18 protein-coding genes are annotated in these 15,905 nt (G+C 42.1%); 9 read left to right on the forward strand and 9 right to left on the reverse strand.

Features of this window, described 5'->3' with window-relative positions; translation table 11 throughout:
• Positions 1-162: 162 nt before the first annotated feature.
• Both ACTJKG_RS22995 and ACTJKG_RS23000 read right to left on the reverse strand, forming a co-directional pair.
• The gene (locus tag ACTJKG_RS22995) at positions 163-696 is read right to left on the reverse strand and encodes a DUF3347 domain-containing protein (RefSeq protein ID WP_440740507.1); all 534 of its coding nucleotides are present in this window, start codon (positions 694-696) and stop codon (positions 163-165) included.
• A gap of 7 nt (positions 697-703) precedes the next feature.
• Entirely contained in the window at positions 704-1,951 is a 1,248-nt protein-coding gene (locus ACTJKG_RS23000) for an ABC transporter permease (protein ID WP_172336815.1), read from the reverse strand.
• A 248-nt stretch (positions 1,952-2,199) separates the two neighbouring features.
• On the opposite strand from ACTJKG_RS23000, the gene queA reads away from it, so the two are divergent.
• Positions 2,200-3,249, forward strand: a complete 1,050-nt coding sequence (gene queA, locus ACTJKG_RS23005; RefSeq protein WP_076374303.1) for a tRNA preQ1(34) S-adenosylmethionine ribosyltransferase-isomerase QueA — start codon at positions 2,200-2,202, stop codon at positions 3,247-3,249.
• Positions 3,250-3,441: 192 nt separating this feature from the next.
• Positions 3,442-4,170 (forward strand): 2-C-methyl-D-erythritol 4-phosphate cytidylyltransferase, encoded by a 729-nt coding sequence (locus ACTJKG_RS23010; RefSeq protein WP_440740508.1) that lies wholly within the window; start codon positions 3,442-3,444, stop codon positions 4,168-4,170.
• A 42-nt stretch (positions 4,171-4,212) separates the two neighbouring features.
• Here ACTJKG_RS23010 and ACTJKG_RS23015 read toward each other — a convergent pair whose 3' ends face one another.
• The 3 genes from ACTJKG_RS23015 to ACTJKG_RS23025 form a co-directional block, all read right to left on the reverse strand.
• Complete coding sequence (locus tag ACTJKG_RS23015; protein ID WP_172336813.1) at positions 4,213-4,359, reverse strand: lmo0937 family membrane protein; 147 nt, start codon at positions 4,357-4,359, stop codon at positions 4,213-4,215.
• A gap of 102 nt (positions 4,360-4,461) precedes the next feature.
• Positions 4,462-4,683, reverse strand: coding sequence for a DUF2795 domain-containing protein (locus ACTJKG_RS23020; RefSeq protein ID WP_002996718.1), 222 nt, complete (start codon positions 4,681-4,683; stop codon positions 4,462-4,464).
• Between the two features lie 92 nt (positions 4,684-4,775).
• Entirely contained in the window at positions 4,776-5,324 is a 549-nt protein-coding gene (locus ACTJKG_RS23025; protein WP_172336812.1) for a cob(I)yrinic acid a,c-diamide adenosyltransferase, read from the reverse strand.
• Between the two features lie 242 nt (positions 5,325-5,566).
• On the opposite strand from ACTJKG_RS23025, the gene ACTJKG_RS23030 reads away from it, so the two are divergent.
• Both ACTJKG_RS23030 and ACTJKG_RS23035 read left to right on the forward strand, forming a co-directional pair.
• Positions 5,567-6,577: a chitinase gene (locus ACTJKG_RS23030; protein ID WP_440740509.1), complete on the forward strand. Its 1,011-nt coding sequence runs from the start codon at positions 5,567-5,569 to the stop codon at positions 6,575-6,577.
• A 15-nt stretch (positions 6,578-6,592) separates the two neighbouring features.
• Entirely contained in the window at positions 6,593-7,642 is a 1,050-nt protein-coding gene (locus ACTJKG_RS23035) for a cyanophycinase (RefSeq protein WP_440740510.1), read from the forward strand.
• Between the two features lie 124 nt (positions 7,643-7,766).
• Here the strand turns inward: ACTJKG_RS23035 and ACTJKG_RS23040 are convergent, their stop codons facing one another.
• From ACTJKG_RS23040 to ACTJKG_RS23055, 4 genes are all read right to left on the reverse strand, one after another.
• A complete protein-coding gene (locus tag ACTJKG_RS23040; protein ID WP_440740511.1) occupies positions 7,767-9,413 on the reverse strand; it encodes a serine hydrolase domain-containing protein in 1,647 nt (548 codons plus the stop codon).
• A 44-nt stretch (positions 9,414-9,457) separates the two neighbouring features.
• Entirely contained in the window at positions 9,458-10,198 is a 741-nt protein-coding gene (locus tag ACTJKG_RS23045; protein ID WP_172336808.1) for an ABC transporter ATP-binding protein, read from the reverse strand.
• Positions 10,199-10,322: 124 nt separating this feature from the next.
• Entirely contained in the window at positions 10,323-10,613 is a 291-nt protein-coding gene (gene gatC / locus ACTJKG_RS23050; RefSeq protein WP_172336807.1) for an Asp-tRNA(Asn)/Glu-tRNA(Gln) amidotransferase subunit GatC, read from the reverse strand.
• A complete protein-coding gene (locus tag ACTJKG_RS23055) occupies positions 10,610-11,341 on the reverse strand; it encodes a lysophospholipid acyltransferase family protein (protein WP_172336806.1) in 732 nt (243 codons plus the stop codon). The genes gatC and ACTJKG_RS23055 overlap by 4 nt, the downstream gene beginning before the upstream one ends.
• A gap of 112 nt (positions 11,342-11,453) precedes the next feature.
• Between ACTJKG_RS23055 and trpS the strand changes: the two genes are divergently transcribed.
• The 5 genes from trpS (at position 11,454) to ACTJKG_RS23080 (ending at position 15,566) form a co-directional block, all read left to right on the forward strand.
• Positions 11,454-12,449 (forward strand): tryptophan--tRNA ligase, encoded by a 996-nt coding sequence (gene trpS / locus ACTJKG_RS23060; protein WP_440740512.1) that lies wholly within the window; start codon positions 11,454-11,456, stop codon positions 12,447-12,449.
• Between the two features lie 123 nt (positions 12,450-12,572).
• A complete protein-coding gene (locus tag ACTJKG_RS23065) occupies positions 12,573-13,187 on the forward strand; it encodes a deoxynucleoside kinase (protein ID WP_172336804.1) in 615 nt (204 codons plus the stop codon).
• Between the two features lie 38 nt (positions 13,188-13,225).
• Positions 13,226-13,906, forward strand: a complete 681-nt coding sequence (locus ACTJKG_RS23070; RefSeq protein ID WP_440740513.1) for a hypothetical protein — start codon at positions 13,226-13,228, stop codon at positions 13,904-13,906.
• A complete protein-coding gene (gene kdsB, locus ACTJKG_RS23075; RefSeq protein WP_440740514.1) occupies positions 13,903-14,637 on the forward strand; it encodes a 3-deoxy-manno-octulosonate cytidylyltransferase in 735 nt (244 codons plus the stop codon). Before ACTJKG_RS23070 ends, kdsB begins: the two co-directional genes overlap by 4 nt.
• A gap of 350 nt (positions 14,638-14,987) precedes the next feature.
• Positions 14,988-15,566: a hypothetical protein gene (locus ACTJKG_RS23080; protein WP_172336802.1), complete on the forward strand. Its 579-nt coding sequence runs from the start codon at positions 14,988-14,990 to the stop codon at positions 15,564-15,566.
• Positions 15,567-15,905 lie beyond the last annotated feature (339 nt).

Raw genomic sequence — 15,905 nt, forward strand, 5'->3', positions numbered from 1 at the left:
TCAAGTAGCAAGTATCCAATATCAAGATTTTTGACATTTCCGAATGCAGGGTTGCAGCGGTCTCAATTTTAGTAGCAAGAAGTTAGTATCAAGATTTTTAAAATTCCAGAATACAGAATTGCAGCTGTCTTGATACTAGCTACTTGATACTAAAGCTAAAATTTAATTGATCTGCTCTTTAACCTGTCCGCAGGTTTTCATGTGCTCGGGGAAGTATGGATTTTCGATGGCTTTATTTACCGATAGCCAATAGCCGCCTTTACCACTATCGGCCATAGGGCAAAAATCAACGTATATGGGAGCCGATTTAAATTTAGAACCTTTTATGAGGGTGATTACATCTTTACTCAATATCAAAAACAAGTCGCGCTGTTGCTTGATATCATTGCTGGTTGCTATCTGGTGAGCAAGCGTGGCGGTTTCTGTACAACCTTTAATACCGGCCAGTTTATCCTCAAGCATACCAGCAGTACTTTTAATGCCTTTGATATTCGATCTCAGGAACTGATTTTTGAGACCTATATAATTATTAAATACATCGGCGGTGTTGGATGTATCGGCAACTTTGGCTACAATAACTTTAGCACTATCTTTTTTGATAGCTGTTTCTTGTGCAGGTTTGCTGACTTGTTTACAGGCAGCCGCGCCAATCATAAAGCCTGCAAGTAAGGCGAAGTTAAAAAAATTGATCTTCATATGAGTATTAATTTGTGCGTATAGCCTCAACAGGATCGAGCCGTGAAGCCGAGTACGCTGGAATAATGCCCGAAAATACACCTATTGTTACTGAAGTACCAATACCTACTATAATATTCTTCAAATCAAGTACTACTTGAATGTCAAAAACAGCCTTAACACCAAAAGTTAAAAGATAAACAAGCAAAAGACCAATTAAGCCCCCCAATAAGCAAAGCACAACAGATTCAATTAAAAATTGAAGTAGTATGAAATAATTTTTAGCGCCTAATGATTTTTGAATTCCAATGATATTGGTGCGCTCTTTTACCGAAACAAACATGATATTGGCAATACCAAAACCACCAACCAAAACAGAGAAACCACCAATAATTAAACCTGCCACATTAACTACACTAAACAAACTATCCAGCGCATTAGTAAGCATAGTGGTACGATTAAGCGAAAAATTATCCTCCTGCCCGGGCCTCAAACTCATGATAGAGCGCATCAATCCACGAAGCTCGCTTTCTACATCGTCAACCGGGATACCTTTTTTTCCTCTTACAATAATCTGTGGCTGATATTTTTCGGCTTGCACATCAAGCAAATTGTGCGCAAAATTAAGCGGCAGCAAAACCTCCTTATCGGTAGATATGCCCAGCATGTCTTTCCCTTGTTTGGAGAATACACCTACTACAGTAACGTAACGGTTCATTACTTTAATCTGTTTACCTACGGCATCTCCCGCCGGAAACAAACTTTCGGCTATATCAAAGCCGATATTAACAACAGGGGCACCTGTTCTGGATTCCATTTCGGTAAAATACCTGCCGCTTGCAAAATCAAAGTTCCAGGTTTTATCATGATCCTTTGAAGCGGCATCTATCTGAGCACCTTCAACGGTATTGCTTTTATATTTAATGGTGCGGTTATCTATAGATATCTCGTATGATAAGGCTTCGGCGGTTTGGCTGCGGCGCTGTAACTCCTCAAAATTGCGCAGTTTGGGTACCGGGCGTTGTAAATATTTCCACCAGGGAAAATCGCTGCCGCCAACCCATGGCCATTTTTGGACATAGATACTATTGTTACCCAACTTGTCGACACTCTTTTGCAGGTTATTGCGCAGGGTATCTACCGCCGAAAAAACCGCTATTATAGTAAATATGCCTATGGTTACCCCAAGCAGGGAAAGCATGGTGCGCAGTTTATTTTGTCTTAGCGCATCATAAGCAAACAAAAAGCTTTCTCTGAAAAGTTTTAAAAATAGCATACAACTTATTTTGATCTCGATGGTTAATCATTCTGTTACACGGGCTTACAACCTACAGGCTGTATCATATTTTTGTAAAATATGTCCGCATGGAATATTTAGTTTTTTAGACGATATTACAGCTGTTAAGTTACATTCTTTTTATATATAAACTGAATAATATGCCAGCCATCTTGTTCATAAAAAAATCCGTGAAACTAACAAAAAAAATTAATACATTTGCGCCCTGAAAATTCATAAATACAAGCATGAAATTATCTCAATTCAAATTCAATTTACCAGAATCATTAGTAGCACACAATCCATCTGCCACCCGCGACGAAGCCCGTTTAATGGTTTTACACAAAGATTCAGGAAAAATTGAGCATAAAATATTTAAAGATGTACTTGATTATTTTGATGACCAGGATGTAATGATCCTGAATAACACCAAGGTATTTCCTGCACGTTTGTATGGTAATAAAGAAAAAACAGGCGCTACTATTGAAGTATTTTTATTACGCGAACTCAATAAAGAACTGCGTTTATGGGATGTACTGGTTGATCCGGCCCGTAAAATACGCGTAGGTAACAAATTATATTTTGGTGACGACGATTTGTTGATTGCCGAAGTTGTGGACAACACCACTTCACGTGGCCGTACCATCCGTTTCTTATTCGATGGTACCGACGAGGAATTCCGCAGAAATGTGGAAATCCTGGGCGAAACACCGCTGCCAAAATACATCAAACGTAAAGCTACAGCCGAAGATAAAGAGCGTTACCAAACCATTTTCGCTAAACACGAAGGCGCTGTTGCCGCCCCCACTGCCGGTCTGCACTTTAGCCGCGAGCTTATGAAACGCCTGGAATTAAAAGGTGTTGATTTTGCCGAAGTTACCCTGCATGTGGGTTTAGGAACCTTCCGCCCGGTTGAGGTAGAGGACCTGACCAAGCACAAAATGGATTCTGAGCAATTCATCATCGAGCAAAAACAAGCTGATATCGTAAACCGTGGTATCGAGCGTAAAAAACGCATTTGTGCCGTAGGTACTACTTCTATGCGCGCCATTGAATCGGCAGTATCTGCTGGCAAAACACTGAAAGCTGCTAACGACTGGACAAGCAAATTCATTTTCCCGCCGTATGATTTCAGCATCGCTAACAGCATGATCACCAACTTCCACACACCGGAGTCGACTTTATTGATGATGGTGTCTGCATTTGGCGGTTATGAGTATGTAATGAATGCTTACGAAGTTGCCGTTAAAGAAAAATATCGTTTTTACAGCTATGGCGATGCCATGCTGATCATCTAAGCTTAGATGTAAGATATCAGATTTGAGATACGAGAATTTCTTGTATCTCATTTTTTTTGCTTTAGATTTGGGAAACTTAAGCATTTAGTCATCCTGAACTTGTTTCAGGATCTCTCAGGACGGTTACCGCTATAGTAAACCTTACATGTGGGATGCCGAAACACGTTCGGCATGACTATACGGAGCATTAAAATGAACGAACAAAATCTCACATCTCCAATCTCACATCTCCAATCTCAAAAAAACTACGCCATTATAGTAGCCGGCGGAACAGGTACCCGTATGCAATCGGCTGTTCCCAAGCAGTTTTTGCTGCTTAACGGCCTGCCTGTTTTAATGCATACCATACTGGCTTTCATGCAATCGGCTATCAAACCGGATATTATTTTAGTTTTACCAGCCGCCTATCATAATTACTGGAGAGAGCTTTGCCATACCCACCAATTTGACACCCCTCATCAATTGGTTACCGGCGGCGAGGCTCGCTTTCATTCGGTAAAAAATGGGCTTGATCTGATAGCGGCTGATGATGACACTTTAGTAGCCATTCATGATGCGGTACGTCCACTTACCAGTGGTTATATTATTGAAAAATCTTACCAACAGGCCCGGGAGCACGGCAGTGCTGTTGTAGCTGTTAAAAGCCGCGATTCGGTTAGGCAGCTGATCAATAACAGATCTGTAAGTTTATTGAGGGATCAGATCTACCTGATACAAACCCCGCAAACTTTTAAGGCGGGCTTGTTAAAAAAAGCCTACGAACAACCCTATAGTGAAAACTTCACCGACGATGCCAGTGTGGTTGAACAATATGGAGCCGAAATACATCTTACCGAAGGCAGTCATCAAAACATCAAGATCACTTTTCCCGAAGACGTAGCCATAGCCGAACTGCTTTTAAACAAAAAGCCACAGGCTTAATACCCGTGGCTTATAATTTTTAGTTGCATGAGCAGGTAATTGCTATGCCCTGCGGATAATTCCTAAAAGCACGGCTATAATGGCTATAACTAATAAAATATGGATCAATCCGCCAACGTGACCGAAGAAAAACCCAAATATCCATCCTATTACCAGGATAACGGCGATAATGTACAATAGACCTCTCATTTTGATGTGTTTTAAGTGATAAATATTTTAGGGTTATTACTAAAATCATTCCAAAATGAGCTATTAACAAAAAAACCCTCCAAAAGAGGGCTTTTTATGCTGTTAATATTCGTCTTCGTTAAAAAAGAAATCGTCTTTTGTCGGGTAATCCGGCCATATTTCTTCGATGTTTTCATACGGTTCACCATCGTCTTCCAGTGCCTGCAGGTTTTCAATAACCTCAACAGGAGCTCCTGAACGGATAGCATAATCAATTAATTCATCCTTTGTTGCGGGCCAGGGCGCATCTTCAAGGTGAGATGCCAGTTCAAGTGTCCAATACATGTTTCTCTATTTATATTTAATTTCAGTAAATTTACTTTTTCGCAAAAGTATAACATTTTCTATTGGAAAATCAAGATTTTTTTTCACATTTTTCAAATGCGGGGTATCCATTGATTTTCAGGTATTTTATGCTCGTTTGCAATTTTACGTGCTAAAACAAACAGGTAATCGCTCAGCCTGTTCAGATAAATATTCACTTTTTCATCAACCGGGCTTTCCTCAGCCAAATGAACTGTTATCCTCTCGGCCCTGCGGCAAATACATCTTGCAATATGGCAAAACGAAATGGTATTATTCCCTCCTGGCAAAATAAAATGACGCAATTCAGGCAATTTTTCATTCATGGTATCCATTTCCTGCTCCAGCAATTCCACATCCGTCAAATGCAGATCAGGAATAATCATTTTTGACCGTTCCGGATCGGCAGCCAATGAGGAGCCTATTGTAAACAATCTGTCCTGTATCTGCTTCAATATGTCCTTATCATGGTCAGAAATCTCCTGATCGCGGATAAGGCCTATATAAGAGTTGAGCTCATCTACCGTTCCATAACTCTCAATCCGTATATGATGTTTGGCTACCCGGGTTCCTCCTATTAATGATGTAAACCCTTTATCACCCGTTTTAGTATATATCTTCATATTTTATCCGGCAGCATTTATCCTTTAAGTTCAATATACGTGTATATATTTTGTATTGATACCATTGTAGTATAATTTTTGCTAATAAAGTGTAAATTTTTAAATGATAGGCTTTAAACTTGCATAAAATGAGAATCAAGAGATAAGAGTAAGGAATCAAGAGAATATTACAGTAACGAATACGTTTTTATCTTACCTTGATTCCTTACTCTTATCTCTTGATTCTTCTTAAAACAAATACTATGAAATCGATCATATTATCATCAAAACTCGTTATTATACCTTTTGCAGCACTGGTGGTCTCGGCCTTTAGCTGTGGCAACAGCAATGGCTCCAAAGCGCCTGCTACTACAACCGCTGCTCCCGAAAAAGTCGCATCCATATCCACCCTGATCAGCGAAAAACAGTTCAATGATCTTTTTCCGCAGCGCGATAAGTTTTATACTTACGCCGCCTTTATCAAAGCAGCCGACGAACTGGGACAGATAAGCATAAAAGTTACCCGCAGGGCCACATCAGTTTACCAATATATACGCACCGATAAAAAAACAGGCAAAACAAGTACCGTTCGTCAGGATGTGGATTGGAACGAGGACTGGGCTAAAAAGAAACCTGACAGCACTTTCACGGTAGATTATGGTAATTTCTGTACGCAATTTAGTACCGAAGCTAATAAAAAGGAATTGGCGGCCTTTTTTGCCCATATAGCCCATGAAACCCGCCATGGTGTAAATGCAACCTATACCGACGGATTGATGTTTATTCATGAAAGCAACACCAGCCAGGCCTATATTTCCGAGAGCGACGAATATCCGCCTGTGGCTGGCAAAAAGTATTATGGTCGTGGCCCCATGCAGCTAAGCTATAACGGCAATTACGGCCTGGCTTCTACCTGTATATTTGGCGATTCCAAAATTTTATTGAACAACCCAGACCTGGTGGAGACCGACCCTGTAGTGGCTTTTAAAGCCGCCATTTATTTCTGGATGACTCCCGAAACGCATAAACCATCGGCGCATGATGTGATGACCGGCAAATGGCAGCCCAATGCTGTTGATAAAGCAAAAGGCCGCACACCAGGCTTTGGCATGACCATCAATATTGTTAACGGAGATGTAGAATGCAATAAAGGCGAAAACATGTACAACATGAACGACCGTATCGGTTTTTACCAGTTCTTTTTAAAGAAACTGGGCATTACCGATACCAACTGCGCCTGCTCATGCGGCAAAATGGAACCGTATAAATATTAGGGCGTATATTTACACATGCGTTTTTTTCTTTCGATAATTATCCTGTTAGGTTTTGGCCTTTCGGCATGGGCGTTGCCTATGCCTGATACTGTTAAATCGGGCAAGCATATTCCAGGTCGTCCTGCGTCAATATGTATTATTGGCGATACGGCCAATGTAAACACCACTGTTAAGGCCGGACTGGTGATGATTGGCGGCGGCAGGGATGTTGACGAGGCCTTTAAATGGATGATAGACCGCAGCGGCGGCGGCGATGTGGTGATCATCCGCGCATCGGGCAAAGACGGCTATAACCCTTATATCTATAACCTGGGTAAAGTAAATTCGGTAGAAACCCTGAAGATCGATTCGCGGGCATTGGCCAATAACGATACGGTAGCTTACATCATCCGCAATGCCGAAATGCTTTTTATATCAGGCGGCGATCAATCCAACTACATGAACTATTGGCGGGGCACCAAAACTATGGATGCCATCAATTACCTGCTCAATGTAAAACACGCGCCCGTTGGCGGCACCAGCGCGGGCTGTGCCATTATGGGCGGTATATATTACAGCGGCGAAAATGCCAGTGTTACCGCCGAGCAAGCCCTGACCAATCCCTACAACCCATTGGTGAAATTATATCATGACGATCTGTTGCATGCCCCCTTCCTTCAATCAGTTATTACCGATCAGCATTACATCACCCGCGACAGGCAGGGCCGCCATGTGGCCTTTTTAAGTCGTATTGTAAAGGATTGGAAACTATTTGCCAACGGCATAGCAGCCGACGAGCACACCGCGGTTTGCGTTGACGAAACCGGTCATGCGGTGGTATTTGGTACCAGTAAGGCCTATTTTTTATTGACCAGTAACCAAAAACCACCAGAAACATGCGAACCGGGCAAGCCTTTAACGTGGGATAATAACCACCAGGCTATCCAGGTGTATGAAGTACAGGGCTCAGCAACCGGCAACGGAAGGTTTGACGTAAGCAATTTTAACCCCACACAGGCATCAGGCGGGAAGTGGCAATGGTGGTGGGTAGAGGCTGGAAAATTAAAGCGGCAGGAAGTGCAGTAAAGTACGGAGAGCGATACCAATTACAAAGGTAAGGCGTCATGGAGCTCCGTCGAAGCATGGAGGCAGGCCTCTGCACGCAAGTCCTCGACGGTGCTCAGACTGACAGCCTTTTTACTCAGCTAACCTACTTCAACACCGCTGGCAAAATATACTGCTGCATTATTTTATCAACTTGCGGATGTGCGTAGGGTTTGTTATAAGCTGTAGCGGTAACAATCACTACCAGTGGCACATCGGTAAAAACAAATATTTTGTTGCCCCCATTGCCAGAGCAATAGAATGTTTCGTACGGTTGATTATTGACGGTGTACGTTTTGTTCCAGAACAGGTAACCATAATACCCCTCGCCTACCACATCTTTTGGCAGGCTAAGATATTTGGTGAACGATTGCTTTACCCAGCTTGCCGGGATAATCTGTTTACCGTTCCAGGTTCCATTGTTTTTATAAAGCTGCCCGAATCTGGCATAATCCAATGAACGCATCTGCAAACCACCTGCGGTACTGGGAACATGCTGCGGAGAATACGACCATTGATATTTTGTTATTCCCAATGGTTTAAACAGCTTTTCGTCCGCGTATTTTTCTAAACCACCGGGAGCCGTTTTATTGATAATATCGCCCAACAGCATGGCCCCGGCAGTAAAATAGTTCCATTGTTTACCGCCTGTTTTAGTGCTGTCTACACGCAGATCCAGCGTAAATTTTGCCCAATCGGGCGTAGGGTACATATTTTCTTCGTTGCCGGGCGAATCGTTGTCGTTATCGTCCCCGTCAAATATCGAGCTCATGGTGAGCAGGCTTTTTAGGGTGACACCTTCTTTACTGGCTGAGTAATTGTTGAATTTTTTGAGATCGTAAAAATCCTTGAGTGTTTGGCTCTCACTTTTTATAAAACCATCATGAATGGCAATCCCCATCATAGCCGAAGCAAAGGTTTTACCTACTGAACGCGGATCATGCAATGAATCGCGGGCACTACCATTAAAATATTCCTCAATCAACAGTTTCCCATTTTTGATGACCACTATACTGGTAATATCTTTCAGTTTGTTTTGGACAATTAAGCCATTCAGTTCCATGATCTTTTGGTGATCAAATGGTTCACCAGAAACAGGCCAGCCGCTATTGACTTTTATAGTCTGTATTTGAACAGCTTTCGCATCGGCGGGCGGCACCACAAATTGAAGCTCGCCACTGGCAATTACTTCACCAGTTTTTAAATCGGGGATACTAATATACGGGCGCACCTCTATTTTCAATAAATGACTGCCTGTATTCAACGCGTCATCACCACCACGGGCTATAAAACGATACCAAAGCCCTCTTCCCCAGGAATCCTCGTTACGGTTACTGATCAACGGAACGCTTATAGTTATTTTGGTATTTTTGGTAGCCGGTAAATTGGCGCCCTTGTTCAAATTTTCCTGGTAGATCTGCCTGCCATCAACATAAAAAGTGAACTGAAAATTCCCTTTATTCAAATCGTCTACAATTAGAGACGGATTAAGCTGATGCTGGTAGTTGGTTAGGGAATTGGCAATAAAAAGCCTGATATACAAATTGTTTTGGGACCTGGCCTCATATGTACGGAGTAGATCGGCCTGTTTAAGCCTTTTTAAATCGATAGTATCGGCCAGGAAAATTACTTTTCCTACGTTTGCCTTGTATACGGGTAACGGGATAAGTTCGGGCTGGGTAATATTACCGGTTTGGGCAAACGAATAGCTGACAATCGCGAAAGTCAGAACAAAAAGAATATAACGTTTCATTATTTTTTTTCTTGATTCCTGACTCTAAAAGTCCTGCATCTTCTTTACACTTCCTCTACGCGCCTGTTTACGGTTTGTATTTCGGTATTGGCATAGTCCTTCTCAACCAGTCCATCGCGCATACGTACAATGCGGTGGGCATGCAGGGCTATATCTTCCTCGTGTGTAACCAGGATAATGGTATTGCCTTTGGCGTGGATATCTTCTATGAGCCCCATGATCTCGATGGATGTTTTGGTATCGAGGTTACCGGTAGGCTCATCGGCCAGAATAATAGATGGATTATTGATCAAGGCGCGCGCTACAGCCACACGTTGGCGCTGACCACCCGATAGCTCATTGGGTTTATGATCGATACGATTGCCCAAACCCACATTTTTAAGCGCGTTGGTGGCACGCTCTGTACGGGTCTCTTTGTTAATACCGGCATAGATCAATGGCAGGGCTACGTTATCAAGGGCGGTATTACGGGGCAGTAAGTTAAATGTCTGGAAAACGAAACCGATCTCGGAGTTACGCACTTCAGCCAGCTCATTATCGCTCATGTGGCTTACATTAATACCATTCAAAATATATTCGCCTTTTGATGGCGTATCCAGGCAACCCAGAATATTCATCAAGGTTGATTTACCCGAACCTGATGGACCCATCAATGCTACAAACTCACCTTTATTAATATTCAGGGTAACTGATTTAAGCGCGTGGATCACCTCGGCACCGATCACGTATTTACGCCCGATATCTTTAATGGTTATTAATGGTTTGTCAGTATTCAATGGCTCCATATATATTTTTAGTTTTGACTAAGGTACACTTCTGAATGTTACAATAATTCAAAATTAAAAAGTCAAAATTCAAAAACGAATAAGCAGGTTTCGACTTTTTAATTTTGAATTTTGACTTTGCAACTTATTTCTCGATCACTTTGGCAACCAGGAAGTAGTTTTCATCGTGTTTTGGAGCGTTTTCCAGCGCTTCCTGGTGGGTTACCTGTTGTTTTACCACATCATCGCGCAACACATTAGCGTCGCCAGTCATGTACACCAGGGGCTCAACACCGGTTGTATCCAGTTCATTCAGTTTTGCCATAAAGTCAAGGATCTTACTCATATCCTTGATCATTTCCTGTTTTTCTGTTTCATTAAGTTCCAAACGGGCCAAGTGGGCAACTTTTTCAACTGTTTCTTTATCAATGGTCATGCCTGCTGCAATTTTTGTTTAATAATAGCGTGAACCTCATCGCGTAGTGCATCAGCGTCATCTAAAGTTAAATGGGCCGTTTGGATGGGTTTATGTACAAATATATCACAAATTCCGGGTCTGCTGCCAAATTCAAGGCCGGTATCCCAAAGTACCTTCCAGGTATCGGGACAACTGATCGGGATGATGGGAACCTTCATTTCGATAGCCAGCCTAAAGGGGCCATTCTTAAAAGAGTGTAACGCGGGCGGATAAACATCGGGAATAGTAGCCTCGGGAAATATTACCATACTTACTCCCTCATTCAATTTTTCGGCTGCTTTTTTAAACGCCCGGAACGACGACATTTTACTTTCCCGGTTTACAGTGATATCAATAGTATTAAAAAAGAAGTTCAGTATAAAATGGCTTCGAAGCTCCTCCTTAGCCATAAAACAATGGTTATTGCGCAAATGCACACTTATGGCCGATACATCCAGATTGGAAGTATGATTAGGGCATATGACATAAGTGCGGCTCCAATCAATGGGTTCTTCAAAGGTAGCCCGGTAAAATATGCCCGAGCTTGCCGAACTAATAAAGGCAATAAACTGGCGCAGCTTATTGATGTATTTATAAAGACCAGTTTTTTTTGATAGCAGAAACAACACCGGCCAAAAAAGTATAAAAAAGAAGCCCACACTATACCGGTAAAAATAAGTGTGTATCCTTTTTAATGCTAATTTCATGGCGACCAAAATTAGAAAAAATACTCACTTAAGCGCAAACCAAACTGATTTGTTAAATATCCACACCTTTCATCCGTATCAGAAATAGAAAAATTCCTTACTTTCGCAACCTATGGAAACTGTTGTTAGTGGCATCCGTTCAACCGGAAATCTGCACTTAGGAAATTACTACGGAGCGCTGCAAAATTTTATAAAAATGCAGTCGGAATATAACTGCTTTTTCTTTATCGCCGACCTCCACTCGTTAACCACGCACCCTACTCCTGCCGATCTGCATACCAATGTAAAGCAGGTTCTGGTGGAGTACCTGGCTGCCGGCATCGATCCGGATAAGGCTACTATTTACGTACAATCAGACGTACCCGAGATATCCGAACTATACTTATATCTTAATATGAACGCCTATTTAGGCGAATTGGAACGCGCTACCTCTTTTAAAGACAAGGTGCGCGCCAACCCCGATAACGTGAACGCCGGTTTGCTTACCTACCCGGTATTGATGGCCGCAGATATTATCATCCATAAAGCCACCAAAGTGCCCGTTGGTAAAGATCAGGAACAACACCTGGAAATGGCCCGCACCTTTGGCAACCGCTTTAACAGGCTGTACAATCATGATTATTTCCCCGAGCCTTACGCGTTTAGCTACAGCGACAACCTCGTGAAGATCCCGGGACTTGATGGTAAAGGAAAAATGGGTAAATCAGAAGGTGAAGGCAATGCTATTTTCCTGGGCGATACCCCTGAAGCTATCCGCAAAAAAGTAATGCGCGCGGTGACCGATGGCGGGCCAACCCTTGAAAACCAAACCAAACCACAGGAGATCCAGAACCTGTTTGATCTGATGAAGGTTGTTTCATCGGCCGATACTGTGGCTCATTTTGACAACCTGTACAATACCTGCAGCATCCGTTATGGCGATTTGAAAAAACAGCTGGCCGAAGATATGATCATCGCTACCGCCCCTATCCGCGATCGTATCAACGCCATTGCCGGCGATGCCGCTTACCTGAGCAAAGTAGCCCAGCACGGTGCCGATAAGGCCCGCGAAAGCGCTGCAAAAACCATACGTGAAGTAAGAGAAATTATAGGTTTCAGGAAATTTTAATTGTCTGAATCAGGATTAACAGAATTAAAGAATTTTCAGAATTAGCTTGTAAAAGATTTTTATAATTCTGATGATTCTGTAAATTAGGAAAATTCTGATTCAGAAAATTACAACGAATAACGTATGCACATAGCTATTGTAGGAAACATAGGAGCGGGCAAAACTACCCTCACCGAAATGCTGGCCCGGAACTATGGATGGGAACCATTGTTTGAAGCTGTTGACAATAATCCCTACCTCGAAGATTTTTACAGCGACATGAAACGCTGGAGCTTTAATCTCCAGATCTATTTCCTGAACAGCCGTTACCGCCAGATAGTTGACATACAAAAAAGCGGTCGCAATATTTTGCAGGATCGGACCATTTATGAGGACGCCTATATTTTTGCCGAAAACCTGCATGATATGGGTCTCATGACTACCCGCGATTACGAAAATTATCAATCCATATTTGATAACATCACCGAGTTTATTAAACCACCCGATCTGCTGGTATATCTCAAAGCCTCCGTACCCACCCTGGTAAGCAATATACAACGCCGGGGCCGCGAATATGAGATCGGCATCCGCCTGGATTATTTGTCCAAGCTGAACGAGAAGTACGACAAATGGATCAAAAACTACAAGCTGGGCAAGCTATTGATATTGGATAAAGACAATCTTGATTTTGCCAACAATACCGAAGACATGGCCACCATTGTTCAGCTCATCGAACGGGAAATTAACGGGCTGTTTTAGGATGTTGTACGTTTGACGTTGTACGTAATACGTTCGATATGAAAAAGCTACTCATTATTGCTTTATTGCCGCTTTTGTTTGGTTGCAAGCCCAAAGTAAATAATGAGCCCAAATTAAATGCCAATGGCTGGCAGGATCTTGACCTCGGAGCTTTCAAAATATCGATCCCTCCAAGCTGGAAATATCAACAAGAACAAGGTAGGGATTCTTTTGTAGGGGAAATTAAAGCCGCTAACGCGCTGTTCTCTTTTGATTTTAGCAGCATGGGTTACGCCAATAGCTTAATAGAAACAGAACAACAATATTTAAAACGTGAAGTGTGGCAATATAATTGCCATTTTTGTAAGTCGGGTGTTACCTATGTAAATAACCAGACACCTGACAGGGATACTAAAAAAAATATGCATATTCCCACCTCTAAACAGAAAGCCAAGTACCCTGAAGCCGATTATATTGTTGATTTAACTTATAAAGACAGTACTGTTTACATCCCCATTGAAATACCTGCTGAAATAAAAAGCCATCATATTCAACTTGATACAACCGAAAAGTACATTATCAAAACCATCTGGCCAAAAGTTCCTTCAAAAGGAATAACGGGAGTTTATTATCAAAGCAGATCATCAACATTAAATTTTCAAATGGCTGCCCACAATTTGTCAAAACAAGATCAGGACCTGGCTTTGCAAGCTTTTAAAACCATTGTAATTAAAAAATGAAAGTATTAGGTATCATCCCCGCCCGTTACGCGTCGTCCCGTTTTCCGGGTAAGCCCCTGGTTGATATTGGCGGCAAAAGCATGATACAGCGGGTTTATGAGCAGGCCAAAAAATGCAGCAGCTTAAGCGAGGTGGTTGTAGCTACCGACGACGACCGCATATTTAACCACGTACAGGCTTTTGGTGGCGTTGCCGTGATGACGGCTGATACCCATCAAAGCGGCACCGATCGTTGTGCTGAAGTGGCCCTGTTGCACCCGGAGCAGGATGTGATCATCAATATACAGGGTGATGAACCTTTTATAGATCCCGAACAGATCGGCAAACTGGCGACCTGCTTTACCGACAAGGAAACCCAGCTGGCAACCCTCATCAAAAGGATCAAAACTGAAGAAGAACTGTTCAATACCAATTCGCCCAAAGTGGTGGTGAACAAATTATCCGAAGCCGTCTATTTTTCACGCTCTGCCCTGCCACATATCCGCGGTCAGGAGCCCGAGAACTGGCTGGAGTTTTATACTTTCTTTAAACACATTGGTATATACGGTTACCGCGCCGATGTATTACAACAGATCACCAAACTGCCCGTATCGTCACTGGAAAAAGCCGAAAGCCTGGAGCAACTGCGCTGGATAGAGAACGGTTACCGCATCAAAGTTGCCGAAACCGAACTGGAAACTTACGCTGTTGATGTACCGGAAGACCTGTTGAAATTGAAATTTGATCAGTAAAAATCCTGCTTTAACGCTTCTCATCCAATAGTTCATGTACAGAAGGTTTTTCTCAAACATTATTTAAGTTGTCATTTCGAACGAACCACAAGAGAATTGAGCATTGGAGGTGAGGAGAAATCTTCTAAAAGCAGATACTCAGTTATGCTAAGCGTATAAGATTTTTCGCTATCGCTCAAGAGATAGTTTCTCCTCGCGCCACTATTTTTCCCCAGCATACTCGTTCGAAATGACATTTTCCATTAATCCTGCTCAATACAATTTAATCGTTTGATTAAAATATGGCATTCATATAACACTATGGGGTTAAACATGTAATAACTTTGCCTTTACATTAACCACACAGTGCTATGAAATCCCTATTGAAAAAAGCCGCTATTTGCATAGCTGCTACCCTATTTGCATTAGGTGTAAAGGCGCAAAGCCAGGATTATGTGATCACAACCAAAGGCGATTCAATACCATGCACTATCAAGATCCCGCTAATATCCTGCGGTGATGGTAATTATAAAACAAGCTCCAGTGCCCCGGCCATCAAGATAAAACCCGAAGAAGTTAAAGAATACTATATCAGCAAAAAAAATACCCTGTATCGCTCTGTTACTAAAGAAGGAAAAACCAAACCCGAGTTCCTACTTGTTTTGGAAACCGGAAAAATAAGTCTGTACGAAGAAGCTACCGAGGTTTATGTAAACAATACCGTTACCACGGTTACCAAATGGTACGTCAGCAAAGGCTCAGATATCGTCCGCCCTTTAAAAACCGACGATGTATTTATGTCTAAATCAAAAAAGCAGCGTAAGGGGGAGTTTACAACATTGATCAGCGATAATCAGGAGGTTTATACCCAATACACCGCCGAAAACAAATTCAGCTTTAAACGGATCAGAAACCTGGTTCAGCAGTATAATACCACAAAAAGTATTTAAAAACACCCCCAATATACCATCAAGTTAAAGGGCGTTATAAACCCCATCGGGGTTAAAGCTTTGTAGAAAAAAGTCTCGGTTTCAAAGCCAGTGCCGTAGGTACTGTACTCAGGTTGCATACCTACGGCATGCTAAATTTTATGTTTTTTTTCTACAAAGCTTTTACCCCTACGGAGTATATCCGCGCCATTGTTGGTGTTGTCACCAACAACTTATTATCATCGACCAAGCAGGATCTGTCGTAATTGCCCCCGTTATTTGTCGGTTTTTCCCTATTCTATTATCTATATTTCCCTGAGATTTGTATCGCATACAAAGCAATCATTTTAATTAAAATAA

Source organism: Mucilaginibacter sp. 22184 (genome assembly GCF_052045695.1).
Lineage (GTDB): Bacteria > Bacteroidota > Bacteroidia > Sphingobacteriales > Sphingobacteriaceae > Mucilaginibacter.

Bases quoted from the DNA above. Each gene is read 5' to 3' on its own strand.
- ACTJKG_RS22995 (WP_440740507.1), bottom strand. From the start codon at position 696: ATGAAGATCAATTTTTTTAACTTCGCCTTACTTGCAGGCTTTATGATT.
- ACTJKG_RS23000 (WP_172336815.1), bottom strand. From the start codon at position 1,951: ATGCTATTTTTAAAACTTTTCAGAGAAAGCTTTTTGTTTGCTTATGAT.
- queA (WP_076374303.1), top strand. From the start codon at position 2,200: ATGAAATTATCTCAATTCAAATTCAATTTACCAGAATCATTAGTAGCA.
- ACTJKG_RS23010 (WP_440740508.1), top strand. From the start codon at position 3,442: ATGAACGAACAAAATCTCACATCTCCAATCTCACATCTCCAATCTCAA.
- ACTJKG_RS23015 (WP_172336813.1), bottom strand. From the start codon at position 4,359: ATGAGAGGTCTATTGTACATTATCGCCGTTATCCTGGTAATAGGATGG.
- ACTJKG_RS23020 (WP_002996718.1), bottom strand. From the start codon at position 4,683: ATGTATTGGACACTTGAACTGGCATCTCACCTTGAAGATGCGCCCTGG.
- ACTJKG_RS23025 (WP_172336812.1), bottom strand. From the start codon at position 5,324: ATGAAGATATATACTAAAACGGGTGATAAAGGGTTTACATCATTAATA.
- ACTJKG_RS23030 (WP_440740509.1), top strand. From the start codon at position 5,567: ATGAAATCGATCATATTATCATCAAAACTCGTTATTATACCTTTTGCA.
- ACTJKG_RS23035 (WP_440740510.1), top strand. From the start codon at position 6,593: ATGCGTTTTTTTCTTTCGATAATTATCCTGTTAGGTTTTGGCCTTTCG.
- ACTJKG_RS23040 (WP_440740511.1), bottom strand. From the start codon at position 9,413: ATGAAACGTTATATTCTTTTTGTTCTGACTTTCGCGATTGTCAGCTAT.
- ACTJKG_RS23045 (WP_172336808.1), bottom strand. From the start codon at position 10,198: ATGGAGCCATTGAATACTGACAAACCATTAATAACCATTAAAGATATC.
- gatC (WP_172336807.1), bottom strand. From the start codon at position 10,613: ATGACCATTGATAAAGAAACAGTTGAAAAAGTTGCCCACTTGGCCCGT.
- ACTJKG_RS23055 (WP_172336806.1), bottom strand. From the start codon at position 11,341: ATGAAATTAGCATTAAAAAGGATACACACTTATTTTTACCGGTATAGT.
- trpS (WP_440740512.1), top strand. From the start codon at position 11,454: ATGGAAACTGTTGTTAGTGGCATCCGTTCAACCGGAAATCTGCACTTA.
- ACTJKG_RS23065 (WP_172336804.1), top strand. From the start codon at position 12,573: ATGCACATAGCTATTGTAGGAAACATAGGAGCGGGCAAAACTACCCTC.
- ACTJKG_RS23070 (WP_440740513.1), top strand. From the start codon at position 13,226: ATGAAAAAGCTACTCATTATTGCTTTATTGCCGCTTTTGTTTGGTTGC.
- kdsB (WP_440740514.1), top strand. From the start codon at position 13,903: ATGAAAGTATTAGGTATCATCCCCGCCCGTTACGCGTCGTCCCGTTTT.
- ACTJKG_RS23080 (WP_172336802.1), top strand. From the start codon at position 14,988: ATGAAATCCCTATTGAAAAAAGCCGCTATTTGCATAGCTGCTACCCTA.